Annotated in this window: 15 protein-coding genes and 1 pseudogene; 12 read left to right on the top strand and 4 right to left on the bottom strand. The window is 31.2% G+C overall.

Annotated elements, in window-relative coordinates:
* Window positions 1-187: 187 nt before the first annotated feature.
* Complete coding sequence (locus ACFVRR_RS18440) at window positions 188-424, top strand: glycoside hydrolase (RefSeq protein WP_387331529.1); 237 nt, start codon at window positions 188-190, stop codon at window positions 422-424.
* A gap of 190 nt (window positions 425-614) precedes the next feature.
* Here the strand turns inward: ACFVRR_RS18440 and ACFVRR_RS18435 are convergent, their stop codons facing one another.
* Window positions 615-950: a L,D-transpeptidase gene (locus ACFVRR_RS18435; protein WP_098234807.1), complete on the bottom strand. Its 336-nt coding sequence runs from the start codon at window positions 948-950 to the stop codon at window positions 615-617.
* 196 nt (window positions 951-1,146) lie between these two features.
* Between ACFVRR_RS18435 and ACFVRR_RS18430 the strand changes: the two genes are divergently transcribed.
* The 3 genes from ACFVRR_RS18430 (at window position 1,147) to ACFVRR_RS18420 (ending at window position 3,131) form a co-directional block, all read left to right on the top strand.
* A complete protein-coding gene (locus tag ACFVRR_RS18430) occupies window positions 1,147-1,788 on the top strand; it encodes a glucosaminidase domain-containing protein (RefSeq protein WP_387331526.1) in 642 nt (213 codons plus the stop codon).
* A gap of 139 nt (window positions 1,789-1,927) precedes the next feature.
* Window positions 1,928-2,344 carry a GNAT family N-acetyltransferase gene (locus tag ACFVRR_RS18425; RefSeq protein WP_387331524.1) on the top strand — a complete coding sequence of 139 codons (417 nt, stop codon included), beginning with the start codon at window positions 1,928-1,930 and terminating at the stop codon, window positions 2,342-2,344.
* Window positions 2,345-2,690: 346 nt separating this feature from the next.
* Complete coding sequence (locus tag ACFVRR_RS18420; RefSeq protein ID WP_387331522.1) at window positions 2,691-3,131, top strand: hypothetical protein; 441 nt, start codon at window positions 2,691-2,693, stop codon at window positions 3,129-3,131.
* Between the two features lie 83 nt (window positions 3,132-3,214).
* Here ACFVRR_RS18420 and ACFVRR_RS18415 read toward each other — a convergent pair whose 3' ends face one another.
* Together ACFVRR_RS18415 and lexA are read right to left on the bottom strand one after the other, a co-directional pair.
* Window positions 3,215-3,394, bottom strand: coding sequence for a GyrI-like domain-containing protein (locus tag ACFVRR_RS18415; protein ID WP_387331520.1), 180 nt, complete (start codon window positions 3,392-3,394; stop codon window positions 3,215-3,217).
* Window positions 3,395-3,525: 131 nt separating this feature from the next.
* Entirely contained in the window at window positions 3,526-4,173 is a 648-nt protein-coding gene (gene lexA / locus ACFVRR_RS18410; RefSeq protein WP_387331518.1) for a transcriptional repressor LexA, read from the bottom strand.
* Window positions 4,174-4,313: 140 nt separating this feature from the next.
* On the opposite strand from lexA, the gene ACFVRR_RS18405 reads away from it, so the two are divergent.
* The 6 genes and pseudogenes from ACFVRR_RS18405 to ACFVRR_RS18380 all read left to right on the top strand — a co-directional run.
* Window positions 4,314-4,970, top strand: coding sequence for a YneB family resolvase-like protein (locus tag ACFVRR_RS18405; protein WP_387331516.1), 657 nt, complete (start codon window positions 4,314-4,316; stop codon window positions 4,968-4,970).
* A gap of 225 nt (window positions 4,971-5,195) precedes the next feature.
* Entirely contained in the window at window positions 5,196-5,435 is a 240-nt protein-coding gene (locus tag ACFVRR_RS18400; RefSeq protein WP_387331514.1) for a DUF896 domain-containing protein, read from the top strand.
* A gap of 186 nt (window positions 5,436-5,621) precedes the next feature.
* Entirely contained in the window at window positions 5,622-7,625 is a 2,004-nt protein-coding gene (gene tkt, locus ACFVRR_RS18395) for a transketolase (protein ID WP_387331512.1), read from the top strand.
* Window positions 7,626-7,807: 182 nt separating this feature from the next.
* Window positions 7,808-8,245, top strand: coding sequence for a sporulation inhibitor of replication protein SirA (sirA, locus tag ACFVRR_RS18390; RefSeq protein WP_098860635.1), 438 nt, complete (start codon window positions 7,808-7,810; stop codon window positions 8,243-8,245).
* Between the two features lie 85 nt (window positions 8,246-8,330).
* Entirely contained in the window at window positions 8,331-8,543 is a 213-nt protein-coding gene (locus ACFVRR_RS18385) for a YneF family protein (RefSeq protein ID WP_056476721.1), read from the top strand.
* Window positions 8,544-9,274: 731 nt separating this feature from the next.
* Window positions 9,275-9,427 (top strand): annotated as a pseudogene (locus ACFVRR_RS18380) (FIMAH domain-containing protein); the annotation flags it as partial.
* Between the two features lie 137 nt (window positions 9,428-9,564).
* Here ACFVRR_RS18380 and ACFVRR_RS18375 read toward each other — a convergent pair.
* A complete protein-coding gene (locus ACFVRR_RS18375; protein ID WP_387331510.1) occupies window positions 9,565-9,723 on the bottom strand; it encodes a hypothetical protein in 159 nt (52 codons plus the stop codon).
* 245 nt (window positions 9,724-9,968) lie between these two features.
* On the opposite strand from ACFVRR_RS18375, the gene ACFVRR_RS18370 reads away from it, so the two are divergent.
* Together ACFVRR_RS18370 and ACFVRR_RS18365 are read left to right on the top strand one after the other, a co-directional pair.
* Entirely contained in the window at window positions 9,969-11,720 is a 1,752-nt protein-coding gene (locus tag ACFVRR_RS18370; RefSeq protein WP_387331508.1) for an ABC transporter transmembrane domain-containing protein, read from the top strand.
* 1 nt (window position 11,721) lies between these two features.
* A complete protein-coding gene (locus ACFVRR_RS18365; RefSeq protein WP_387331506.1) occupies window positions 11,722-13,506 on the top strand; it encodes an ABC transporter ATP-binding protein in 1,785 nt (594 codons plus the stop codon).
* Window positions 13,507-13,629: the final 123 nt, after the last annotated feature.

Here is a 13,629-nt window from a genome sequence, read left to right as displayed (position 1 = left end):
TTGTGTGATATATTCTTCTACTAATTAACTGCTGCCAAAGTAATTTTAAAAAATGAGTTAGTAGTTGGTGGGGGGCGGTGAGAAGACTTGGAATAAGATGTTTCTTAGTTTGCGTCTGTCCATTTTTTTATAAAAATCCCCCAAATTAAAAATACATGATGAAATAAAAAATCGGATGCTCTATGAATTGCTATATAATGTTCCTACCTTGTATCATCTTGATTCAAAAGAGTGGGAGAATAATAAAAAGATAATAACATCATATTTAAAAATATGGTTACCATTTCATGAAAAAGCAGTACAAAAAGAAATGACAAATAATAAAATCCTTACAAAAGATCTGACTGTTCAATCAACTGAATTCGTTAAAAATGTAAAAGTTATAGTTAATTTTTCGGATAAAAAATTTCAATTACCGAAATGAGACGATTCCAGCAAAGATAGCTATTATTTATGAAGGGAATCAAAAGATTGTATTTAGTCCTAACAATTAAAGAATAAGGCAGTTCTCGAGACTAGGTTTATAAACAAAACTATTAAACACCTAAATCTACAAGGTTTACAGCTCTTGTAGTTTAGGTGTTTTTTTGAATGATCGAACAACTCTTTGCTGTTTATTGATGAATAACAACACCTGTACCAATTGGAACCATTGAGGATAACTCAAGAACATCCTTATTATACATTCGAATACAACCATGTGAAACAAAGTGACCAATAGTTGATGGATTATCAGTTCCATGAATTCCGTAATGTGGAGCAGATAGTCCCATCCATAGTACACCAAAAGGTCCACCAGGATTTGGATCTTTATTTATAATTGTATAGGTTCCTGTAGGAGTAGGTGTAAGCATTTTTCCAACACCGATTGGGTAAGTTTTAAGCAGATTGTTGCCATCGAAAAGTTTTAGTTGGCGGTTTGATGTAGAAATGTAGATCCAATTAGTCATTTTATCAGCTCCAGTTTTTAACCATATTATGAAGAAAGTTTAATAGTTGTTAAATACAAGAGTAGTAATAGAAATATGAAATTTAGATAGAAAAAATAGTAAGTTTCCATTACTTTTCTACTATTTCCTTAGTACCAAGATTAGGGCAACTGAATAATCTATAGGACAAGCACTTTAAGGAGAGGATTAGTCTATAGTGTCTAATACAATAAAATATTTTCAATATGCTCAAGATGTTTCAAAGAAAATTGGCTGGTTACCCGAAGTAATTTATACTCAATGGCAAGTAGAAACAGCACATTTTACGTCTAAAAATTTTAAGAAAAATAACAATATCGCAGGGCAAACATGGTATCCAGGCTTACCTCTTAGTAGCAGAGGAACAGCTAGACCTAAAAGTGAAGGAGGGTATTATATAAAATATAATGATCCAGTTCAGGGCTATGTTGATTTTATTTTAAATAATCCGAGGTACAGTAAAGTTAGAACATACAAAACTGCTAATGAGCAATTTAATGCGATTGCTGCTGCAGGATGGGCAGTAGCTCCAAATTATGCAGATGTACTAATCTCGGTTAATAATGCAAATATTAAAAATGGATTATATAAAAGGATTATTGAAATTGAATTACATCCTTATAAGGGAATCTTAAAAAAAGGATCAAGGGGAGTGCAAGTAAAGAAAATTCAAGAAAAAATAGGCGTCAAAGTGGATGGGATTTTCGGGATTTTAACCGAAATAGCGGTTAAAGAGTTTCAAAGAAAAAATGATTTAGTAGTTGATGGAATTGTTGGAGTAAAAACATGGGGCAAACTTTTCAATCCAACAAATCTATAAGGCAATTAAATATTAATATTTAAAAATGACCTGTATGATTTTTTATACAGGTTATTTAATATTAACCTACTATATAAGAGGATTTGAAAGAATTTTATAGAAAAGTTAACAATAACCATTTAAGAAAAGGAGAACGAAAGTGGAAATTAGAAATGCGGAAATGAATGATTGTGAATCAATCGTAATTCTAGATTCTCAAATTATTGAAAGTCGAATTAGGGAAAATCAAATTAAAATATCAATTGAAGAAAATCGATGCATTGTTTGTGAAATGAATAAGAGGATAGTAGGTTTTATGATTTATCATAAATTTTTCTTTGGCCATTTATTTATTGATTTAATAATTGTTTCACCAAAAACGAGGAGGCTTGGTATCGCAAAAAATCTCATGAAATATGCTGAAGTTTTATCAAAAAAGAAATTATTTTCCTCTACCAACAAATCAAATAGCCAAATGCAAAACGTATTTCAATCTCTAGGATATATTGAAAGTGGATTTATCGATAATTTGGATGAAGGAGATCCTGAAATTATTATTGTTAAATTAATAGATTAAACGATATTTTTGGTCATTTATTTTTTGAAGAGGAATAAAAATATTTTTATTACCCCAATTATCATTAGCCACTTCCAAAAACCCATCTTCAATTCTATATAAATTTACTCTCTACAGTTTCTCAAATTTAGTTCGAAATAATCCTATCGAAAAAGTTTACTATTATTCTCAATAATTACGAAAAAAAGTGTGTAAAAAGTCCTGATGGAATGATCGATTTGTTACTTTAGGCTAATTAGTATAAAAAAATTTTAAATACATTCTTCCTGTTATTCTATTTTTCAGTACTTGATGAATAGTAATAATATATAAATGCTCCAATTATATCACTATAAGGAGTGGAAATATGGATTTTAAAAGGGAATTCATCTTAAAAACAAAAGCAATATATAAAGAAACTGTTACAGAAAATATGGCATACAGTAAGATGTGTGAGAAATTCGAATCATATTTTATTGATTTAAAGGAGTCTTTAAAAAAAGAAATTGAAGTTTCGAATGGTGAGTTTGATATTATGATTGATAAAGATGGTGTTATTGAGGTCTTATTAAATCAAAGAGAGTTATTAATTACGATTGATGACGCTGGGGTAGTAGTTAGTATTAAATATTTTGATGAAGTGCAAAATGAACAGGTTGAAAATAAGATTGATATAATTGAATATGATGGTGGCGCATATAAAAGTCAAGTATTTCAATCACCTATTACTAGAAATATAATTGATAATTATTTGGCAATTGCGTTTAGAGATGATTTAGAGAAGAATTTTGAGAGTTATAGTGAATAATAAAGTAATTTATTTAAAAGTGATCTGTTCCAGTTAACTAATAGTAAGACTAGAGCTTGGAATTTCCAAGCTCTTTTAATTTGTTATAGTTCTTGCACTTGAAATCTTAAAACAGTTTTCAATTTTTCAGGTTGAGTTTTTCTTGCATCAGAAATATAAATCTCTTTATGTGTTTTTTGAACTCTTTGTAGATTATTCTCCATACAGAATTCTTCCATTAGTTTAAAAGTTCTTGGCTCGTCATCATAGCTTCCGGTGTGCATGGTTTCTCCACTCAAGTTTACTCACTAGAAAAACTCCCTAAATAATAAGTTAGTTTGGTTTATTGTGTTATGACTTTGCTTGTTAAAAACAAAAAGCAATCACATAAAGATGTCATTGCTCTTAAAAGGTTTTAATGATATGTACGATAAACTCCTATTACTTTCCCTAAAATTGATACTTGTTTTAATAAAATAGGAAACAGGGCATCATTTTCAGGTTGAAGTCTAAAATGGTCGCTTTCTTTATAAAAGCGCTTTACAGTAGCTTCACTATCTTCGGTCATGGCAACAACAATTTCGCCATTTTCAGCAGTAAATTGTTTTTTAACGATTACAAGATCTCCATTCAAAATACCCGCATTGATCATACTATCTCCTTCTACGCGAAGCATAAAAACTTGTTCGTTAGATGGAGCGACAGATGTCGGTAAAGGGAAATATTCTTCTACATTTTCGACTGCAGTAATTGGAATACCTGCAGTTACTTTACCGATAACTGGAATGTTAATAATATCGTTATAGATTTCATTGTATGATGCTTGTACTTCATTTACAACCGTTGCTGTATCGCCAAGAATCTCGATTGCACGCGGTTTCGTAGGGTCTCTTCGAATATAGCCTTTTTGTTCTAGTCTCTCTAAATGACCATGTACTGTAGAGCTTGAAGCTAAACCAACAGCCTCCGCAATCTCTCGAACTGAAGGTGGATAACCTTTAATTTTTACTTCGTCTTTAATATAAGCTAAAATTTCTGCTTGCCTTTTCGATAGTTTGTTCATTCGAATTTCCCCCTTGCCTATAAAGTAGATAATACGTTCCTCTTTATTTTTTTCATTATATCATGATAGGATATGATATACAAACGTTAGTTCTATTTTTTATTAAAGTAGTTTTCGTGTTCGTATGGAGGGAACAGTAAATGAATGCAATAATTTACGCGAGAGTAAGTACAGCAAAGGATTCTCAAGAAACATCATTACATAGACAAATAAGTGAACTAACCGAATTAGGTGAGCGGATGGGAATGTGTATTCTAGAAACAATAGGCGAACAGGCTAGTGGATATGAAGTAGAAAGAGAAGGGCTATTCCAGCTATTCCAAATTATAAAAGAGCATCAAGTTGATGCTTTGTTAATTCAAGATGAAACAAGATTAGGAAGAGGTCATGCAAGGATTGCTTTATTGCATTTTTTAAAAAGGGAAGGAATAAGATTATTTACTTCTTCTCAAAATGGACAATTTCAATTAAGTGAAAGTGATGAAATGGTTTTAGAAATTTTAAGTATTGTAGAGGAATATCAACGGAAAATTCATAATATGAAAATAAAAAGAGGGATGAAAAAGGCAGTTGAAAACGGGTATAAGCCTCAAAAAAACTTAGAAGGTAGTTTAAACGCCGGTGGTAGAGATAAGTTAGAATTACCGATTTCCGAAATTGTAAGATTACGTCAAAACGATCTAACATTTGAAGAAATAGCTGCAACCTTAAAAGGATTTGGATATAACGTTTCAAAGGCAACTGTCAATAGAAGGTATAATGAACATATGAAAGAAATCTCCAATATTGAAAGCTAATGCAATTTATTGTAAGATGAGATACATTGAATAGAATATCAGACTCTGACTAACGATCGCCTTTCTTCGTTGCACACCTGCAAAGCGCGATGCTCTTTACACCAATGGTAAAACAGTTCGACGTCAGACTTTTTCGCAAAGAAAGAACATATAATTATTCGTCTGATTATCAAAGTGAAGGAACTAACAATGAATAGATAGATACAAATAAAGGAGAGGTTACGAATGGTTACTAAAAAATCTTTAGATAGAATAAATGAATTATCAAAAAAGTCAAAAGAAGTAGGGTTAAGTCCTGAAGAGAAAATTGAACAAGATCAATTAAGAAAAGAATATTTATCAGACTTCCGTTCCCGTATGGTCGATGAATTAACTTCAATTAAAATTGTTGATGAAAAAGGGAATGATATTACACCAGCAAAGTTAAAATATGAAAAAGCAAAGCGTAAAAAAAACTTACATTAAAAAAAATTTTACAATATAAAATTTCATATTTTGTTAAAAATAACAGAAAAAGCAGAAGAATATTCTGCTTTTTTCTATTTCTTGGAAAGAATTTGTTAAAAATGTCAAAACTTAGTGTTAGTTATTGTAATAAATCATGGTAAATTATATGATAATATCTATGAATAAGCTAAAGGAGCGAAATTTATGTCTAATAATATTGAACAATTAGCAATTAATACGATTCGTACATTATCAATTGATGCAATCGAAAAATCTAATTCTGGTCACCCAGGAATGCCAATGGGTGCTGCACCGATGGCATATGCATTGTTTGCAAAATTTATGAATCATAACCCCAAAAATTCAAAATGGTTTAACAGAGACCGATTTGTGTTATCAGCAGGCCATGGTTCAATGTTACTATATAGCATGTTACATTTATCAGGCTACGAAGTGTCAATTGAAGATATTAAAAACTTCCGTCAATGGGGTAGCAACACTCCAGGACATCCTGAATTTGGACATACACATGGTGTTGAAGCTACAACAGGTCCATTAGGACAAGGTATTGCAATGGCTGTTGGGATGGCTTTAGCAGAGCGTCATTTAGCAGGTACATATAATAAAGAAGATTTAAATGTAGTTGACCACTTTACATACTCAATTTGTGGTGATGGAGATTTAATGGAAGGTGTTTCTGCAGAGGCAGCTTCATTAGCGGGACATTTACAATTAGGGCGCTTAGTAGTACTTTATGATTCAAATGATATTTCATTAGACGGAGAATTAAATCGTTCATTCTCTGAAAGTGTAGAAGACCGCTTTAAAGCTTATGGATGGCAAGTGATCCGAGTAGAAGATGGTAATAACTTAGATGAAATTACTGCAGCGATTCAAAAAGCTCAAGAAGAATTATCAAAACCAACTTTAATCGAAGTGAAAACAACAATCGGTTACGGTTCTCCGAATAAATCTGGTAAATCAAAATCTCACGGAGAGCCATTAGGAAAAGAGGAAACGATTTTAACGAAACAAGCGTATGCTTGGGGGTTTGAAAATGCATTCCACGTTCCAGAAGAAGTGTATGCACATTTTAATAAAGTAATCGTTGAAGCTGGTACAAAGAAAGAAGCAGAATGGGATGCTACATTTGCAAAATATGAAGAAAAGTATCCTGAATTAGCAGCTCAATTGAAGAATGCGATTGAAGGTAATATTACTGTAGATTTAGAAACAGCATTACCTAAATATGAAGTAGGTAAAAAAATTGCGACTCGTTCATCTTCAGGTGAAGCAATAAACGCTATTGCAAACGTATTACCTAGTTTCTTTGGTGGATCTGCTGACTTAGCTGGATCTAACAAAACGTATATGAATGGTAAAGGTGACTTTACAAGAGAAAGCTATGATGGACGTAATATTTGGTTCGGTGTACGTGAATTTGCAATGGGTGCTGCTTTAAATGGTATGGCTCTACATGGTGGCGTTCATGCGTTTGGCGCGACATTCTTTGTTTTCTCTGATTACTTAAAACCAGCAATTCGCTTAGCAGCTTTAATGAATTTACCAGTTACTTATGTGTTTACACATGATAGTATCGCAGTTGGTGAAGACGGACCTACTCATGAACCAGTTGAGCAACTAGCAGCATTCAGATCAATGCCTAATCTGAATGTAATTCGTCCAGCTGACGGAAATGAAAGCTCTGCAGCATGGAAAGTGGCAGTAGAAGCTAAAGACGCACCTACAATGTTGGTATTGTCTCGTCAAGATTTACCAACTTTAGAGGGGACTACTACTGATATTCATAATAAAGTTTCTAAAGGTGCTTACGTTATATCTCCTGCGAAACAAGATAAAATTGATGTTTTATTAATTGCAGCAGGTAGTGAAGTACAATTAGCAGTTGGAGCACAAGAAAAACTAGCGGCAGAAGGAATTTCTGCATCGGTTGTTTCAATGCCTTCAATGGACTTATTTGAAAAGCAATCTGATGAGTATAAACAATCAGTATTACCAAGAGAAGTTACGAATCGAGTAGCAGTAGAAATGGGCTCTTCATTCGGCTGGCATAAATATGTAGGTTTGGATGGTGCAGTTATCTCAATCGATACATTTGGTGCATCTGCTCCAGGTAATTTATTAATGGAGAAATTTGGATTTACTGTTGATCATGTCGTGTCAGCAGCAAAAAAAGTATTACAGTAAAAGGTAAAGATAGGGAAAGAATTTTAAATTCTTTTCCTATTTCCTAAACCTTTTTCAATATAATACTTTATTAAAGATTTTTCGACAAAACTAGTTGATTTTCACTCCTTAAAAATGACAAATATTTTGAATGGAATTTTATATAATCTTCCTTACAGATAGTTGTTGGGAGTGGACAAGATATGAGGGAATATAAAATTTTTTTAATTCGAGAACCACTGTCTATAGAATTTTATGGGAAAGAGCATAAAATATATCAACTAGTATATGAGTATTATTACTCATCTATTGAACTAAGGAATATAATCGAAAAACAATTAGAATATATAACAGAACCAATACCATTATTCGAGCTACATACATTTATTCGCAAATTTGATTCTCAACAGATCTACTTTTATGAGGAAACTGGAGAGTATCTTCTCGAACTTGTTGATGGTGCAAAAGCTCAGCTAAAACTTTATCCTCACGAACTAATTTTATATGCAGAAGGATCATTAGAGGCAGAAACAATATTCTTTGAGCTATTAAGAAAATTTCGTTCAACATTCATTGCAATTGATGTGAAGGATCAGCGATTTGGCTGGCTAAGACCTATCGCCTATCAAAAGTATATTTAAACGATTAAATTGCAGTTTGCTCTTGTATAAACTGGTTAGTTTTAGTAAAATTGTTTCTAGATGATTTTAAGGAGGAAGCAATAAAATGTGGGTATACTTTCTAGTCGGCATCTTAGCATTAATTGCAGGTGTAGCGATTGGATTTTTCATAGCTCGTCAATATACAATGAACTACCTAAAGAAAAATCCACCAATTAATGAACAAATGTTAAAAGTAATGATGGCTCAAATGGGACAAAAACCTTCACAAAAGAAAATTAACCAAATGATGAAGGCTATGAACAACCAAACAAAATAATAAATCCTTTTAAAATATAAGGCTTTATAGCTTGTTTTGAAATAAATATTGAACATATTCTTTCAGGAAACAGCTCTTTATAGTGAATCCTTTATCAAGAATTTGTAATTATTTAAATCATGAATCATTTTACTAATCTGAAACCACTTATTCTGTTGGAATTAACCAACAGGAAAAGTGGTTTTTATGTTTTAGAGGGAAATTTTTATGTTCACTAAAAGAAGTTTGTCCTATATTAGAGAAGAAAATAAAAAATTTAAAACATCGACTTTCGTGAAAAGTTGGTGTTTTTTTATCTTTTTCTTCATTTTAATTTAGAAGATTTTGATTATCTTAAAATTTTTAATGCAACACGGCAATTCATTACTTGATAAGAAATAAAATACTTTAATCATTTAGTACTTCGGTAATTTTTTTAGAACAAATATTTTTATGCAGAACATGCCAAAATCCACAAACAGTTGACAAATATTTAGAAATATAATTGTATGAGACGTCGGTTCTAACTATTTAACAAGTTACACAAAGAAGAAAGTCTATAAAAAAGTTTATGATAGTTCCAATATTTGTTAAAATGCGCATTATTAAAAGATTAGAATGATTAATAAATTATTAAATATTTTATTATACTTGATCAATATTAGCCCATCTAGAAAACTATCAATGAAGTCTATTATTAGTAAATTATTAGCTTTATCTAAAAGAAAGATTTCAAGAATTCAGTAGAACAATTTGAAAAGAAAGGTTCTGCGGATAAGGTTGTTAAACATATTAATGATTTTAAAGGATTTTTAGATAATGAAAATGCTTCGAAAAGGGTTTCAGCAAAAGCGTATAATAATTTAAAAGCGAATGCCGATGCGATGATTGAAGTTTGGAAATAGGGTAGATTGACTGTTCAGGATAGCTTACCTGTGCCTAGGATGAGCGGGTAAGGGTGATCACAAACTAAATCACTTTCTATTGGATATTGAAACAATGGAAAGTGGTTTTTTTGTGTTAAATTAACATAATTAGATACCTAGAGAGAACAGCCATTAATTCGTTTTTTTATTTTATCAATTTCAACCTTTATTTTCTTATTCAAGTTAAGTAATAAACTATTTTCTTTAGGACGTTTTGGTAAAGTACCTGTGGGCTTGTTCGTAAAATAGGTTTCTTTTTCGTTTTTATTTTCCATAATTCACCTCCGTATTAAAAGTTTACTATATAAAGAAGTAATTTTTTGGCCATGTTATTTCAATTTTTTGTCAATATAGCACATCTTTATCGTGACGCATGTCTTTAGCATTACCGAACATTAACAACCATTCTAAATAAGCAGATTATTAAAAAATATTTAATTTTTATGTTATAATGAACACTATGTTTTGAGTTTTCTAAATATTGTAAAATAAAGTTTGATAGTATTGCGGGGGTGAAGAAATGTCAGTTTTTAAAGATTTGTTTTGGTTTTTTAAACAAGAAAAAAGAAGCTATGTATGGGGAATATCTCTTTTAGTAATCGTTGCAATTTTAGAGCTACTACCTCCGAAGGTTATTGGTTATGTAATTGATGAAATGGTGAAAAACTCACTTAATAGTAAAAACTTACTTTTTTGGGTAGGTTTAATTTTTATTAATGGATTACTTCTTTATGCATTTCGATATTGGTGGAGGAGATTAATATTTGGTTCTTCTTTAAAGTTAGCCAGACAGCTTAGAGATGATTTATACAATCATTTTTCAAAAATGTCTCCATCGTTTTATCAAAAAAATAGAATAGGAGATTTAATGGCTCACGCAACAAACGATGTTCAAGCAGTACGCGAGACGGCTGGGGCTGGGATCTTAACTTTTGTTGATTCTATTATTTTAGGTGGATCGGTACTAATAATGATGGCAGTTTCAATAAGCTGGAAGTTAACGCTTATTAGTCTATTGCCATTACCAGTTATGGCCATTTTGACTCAATACTATGGTAAATTATTACATCAACGTTTTCATTTAGCGCAAGAATCATTTTCAGAATTAAATAATAAAGTTCAAGAAAGTATGAGTGGTTTAAAGGTTATCAGAAGTTTAGGGCAAACAAAAGAAGATATAACCGCTTTTAAAAATCAAGCAGATTTAGTAGTGAAATACAATATGAGAGTTGCTAGAATTGATGCACTTTTTGATCCGACAATCATGTTAGTTGTTTCGATTTGCTATATTATTGCGGTTGTTTATGGTTCTAGATTAGTTATTGCAGATGATATAACTGTAGGCCAATTAATTACATTTGTTACTTATTTAGGTATATTAATTTGGCCAATGCTTGCTATTGGGTGGTTATTCAATATTGTCGAAAGAGGTCGCGCTTCTTATGATCGAATCCGTTCTTTATTAAGTGTTGAACCTGAAATTAAAAATAAGAAAAATGCATTAGAAAAAATTCCGATGGGTGAAATTACTTATTCAATTAATTCATTTAAGTTTAATAAAGAATCAAATTTTGAATTAAAGGATATTTATTTTAATGTTCAAGAAGGTCAAACTATTGGAATAGTTGGTAAAACTGGTCAAGGAAAAACAACTCTTTTAAAACTTTTATTGAGAGAATATGAAGTAGTTAACGGGAGTATTTCAGTTGGCGATTTAGATATTAAAGATACAACTTTATTATCTCTTAGATCACATATCGGTTATGTACCACAAGAACATTTCTTATTTTCATCATCTGTTAAGGAAAATATTGCGTTTAGCCAAATTGATTCTTCAATCGAAACAGTACATAAAGCTGCCGAGATTGCTAATATTCATGCTGATATTTTAGAATTCCCATTAGGCTACGACACGATTGTAGGAGAAAGAGGAGTATCATTATCTGGTGGACAGAAACAAAGAATTTCAATCGCTAGATCTTTAATTAAAAATCCTAATATTTTAATATTAGACGACTGTTTATCCGCAGTGGATGCAAAAACAGAGGAAAAAATATTACACTCGTTAAAGGATGAGAGAAGTGGGAAAACAACATTTATTACTTCTCATCGTATGAGTGCTGTCATGCATAGTGATTTCATCATCGTTTTAGATGAAGGGAGAATTATACAAAGAGGTAAACATGAAGATTTAGTTCAAATTGATGGTTGGTACAAAGAAATGTTTGAAAGACAACAACTAGAAGAACTAGTAGAGCAAGGAGGGAGATAATATGAATCAAGAGATTGAAATCGATGCTAAAAGGCAGAAAAAAGATTTAATACGACTTCTTTCATTTCTAAAAAAATATAAAGTTTTACTGACTTTTGCATTTATTTTCTTATTCCTTGCAACAGCATGTGAAATGTATGGTCCAATTTTAGTTAAAAGATTTCTAGATGATCATTTAATGAAAAGGTATTTTCCAAAAGATACAATCGTAATGTTATTTTCTATATATGTTGCAATAACAATCGGTAAAATTGTTTTATCATATTTACAGCTTTTATTGTTTCAACAAATTGCTTTTAAAGTTGTTCAAGATATAAGAATGAAAGTTTATGAGCATGTACATTCATTAGCTTTTTCATTTTTTGATAAAACGCCGATCGGAAGTATCGTATCAAGAATTACGAATGATACAGAAGCTATAAAAGATTTTTACGTTAGTGTTCTGGCAACGTTTATCCAACAAATTGTCTTTTTAGTTGGAATCATTATTGCGATGTACTCATTAGACGCTAAATTAGCAACGATTTGTGTAGGGTTAGTTGTAATTGTTTATTTTATTATACTTGCGTATCGTAAAAAGAGTTTTCCATTTTTTATGGAAACTAGAGGACAGTTAAGTAATTTAAATGCTAAATTAAACGAGCACTTACAAGGTATGTCAATCATACAAGCATTTAACCAACAAAAAAGATTACAAAATGAATTTGAGGGTGTAAATAAGTCTCACTATAATGCAGGTGTAAAAACAATACGATTAGATTCTCTGTTTTTAAGACCGGCAACAGATTTAATTTATACAATTGGTATAATGTTTGTTCTTAGCTTCTTTGGCATTACTTCTTTTAGTAATCCAGTTGAGATTGGTACAGTTTATGCATTTGTAAGTTATTTAGAAAGATTTTTTGAACCGATTACGCAAATGATGATGAAATTATCTTTATTACAGCAAGCTGTCGTATCATCATCTAGAGTATTTGACTTAATGGATGAAGAGCAAAAAGCTCCTACTAAAGTTGGAACTGACTTACCAAAAGTAAAAGAAGGAAGTATTGATTTTAAAAATGTATCATTCGCATATGACGGAGTACACAATGTCATTCATGATATTTCATTCTCAGTTAAACCTGGTCAATCAGTTGCCTTTGTTGGTCATACAGGAAGTGGTAAGTCTACAATTATGAATCTATTATTACGTTTTTACGATGTGAAAGACGGGGAAATTCAGATTGATGATCAAAAACTATCAACATTTGAAGAAAGTGAATTACGTTCTAATATCGGATTAGTTTTACAAGATCCATACTTATTTGTTGGTGATATAAAAGGAAATATCTCAATGTATAATAGCAATATAACTGATAGAGAAATTAAAGAAGCATCCGAATTAGTTAGAGCGAATGAATTTATTGAAAAATTACCAAACGGGTATGATGAGGCAGTTGTTGAAAGAGGTTCAACTTTATCAAGTGGACAGCGCCAATTAATCACGTTTGCAAGAACAATCGCAGCTAAACCTACTATTCTTATATTAGATGAAGCAACTGCAAATATTGATAGTGAAACAGAAGAAGCAATTCAAGAAGCTTTAACAGAGATGAGAAAAGGTAGAACTACTGTTATCATTGCTCATCGTTTATCAACAATTCAAGATGTTGATTGCATCTATGTACTGCACAAAGGAAAAATCGTAGAAGAAGGCAACCATCAACAGCTTCTTGCAAAACAAGGATTGTACTATAATATGTATTTATTACAAAATAAAGGGTCTTTATTATTGGCCGAGTAATGAAAAAGCAGCTAGATTTTCTAGCTGCTTTTTCACGCTGTTGAAAAAAGACTTCGTCAAGTAAATGCCACGAATTTTTCGTGGCATTTTGTTATAGTTGTCCAATTAGTCTGTTTTTTGGTA

It is taken from the genome of Gottfriedia sp. NPDC057948, from assembly GCF_042887255.1.
Lineage (GTDB): Bacteria > Bacillota > Bacilli > Bacillales > Bacillaceae_G > Gottfriedia.
The sequence above is the reverse complement of the archived record's forward strand: the minus strand, read 5'-3'. Positions and strand labels throughout refer to the sequence as shown.

Coding starts and splice junctions, on each gene's coding strand:
- tkt (WP_387331512.1), top strand. CDS start 5,622: ATGTCTAATAATATTGAACAATTAGCAATTAATACGATTCGTACATTA.
- lexA (WP_387331518.1), bottom strand. CDS start 4,173: ATGAACAAACTATCGAAAAGGCAAGCAGAAATTTTAGCTTATATTAAA.
- ACFVRR_RS18435 (WP_098234807.1), bottom strand. CDS start 950: ATGACTAATTGGATCTACATTTCTACATCAAACCGCCAACTAAAACTT.
- ACFVRR_RS18405 (WP_387331516.1), top strand. CDS start 4,314: ATGAATGCAATAATTTACGCGAGAGTAAGTACAGCAAAGGATTCTCAA.
- ACFVRR_RS18385 (WP_056476721.1), top strand. CDS start 8,331: ATGTGGGTATACTTTCTAGTCGGCATCTTAGCATTAATTGCAGGTGTA.
- ACFVRR_RS18365 (WP_387331506.1), top strand. CDS start 11,722: ATGAATCAAGAGATTGAAATCGATGCTAAAAGGCAGAAAAAAGATTTA.
- ACFVRR_RS18420 (WP_387331522.1), top strand. CDS start 2,691: ATGGATTTTAAAAGGGAATTCATCTTAAAAACAAAAGCAATATATAAA.
- ACFVRR_RS18400 (WP_387331514.1), top strand. CDS start 5,196: ATGGTTACTAAAAAATCTTTAGATAGAATAAATGAATTATCAAAAAAG.
- ACFVRR_RS18370 (WP_387331508.1), top strand. CDS start 9,969: ATGTCAGTTTTTAAAGATTTGTTTTGGTTTTTTAAACAAGAAAAAAGA.
- ACFVRR_RS18375 (WP_387331510.1), bottom strand. CDS start 9,723: ATGGAAAATAAAAACGAAAAAGAAACCTATTTTACGAACAAGCCCACA.
- sirA (WP_098860635.1), top strand. CDS start 7,808: ATGAGGGAATATAAAATTTTTTTAATTCGAGAACCACTGTCTATAGAA.
- ACFVRR_RS18415 (WP_387331520.1), bottom strand. CDS start 3,394: ATGCACACCGGAAGCTATGATGACGAGCCAAGAACTTTTAAACTAATG.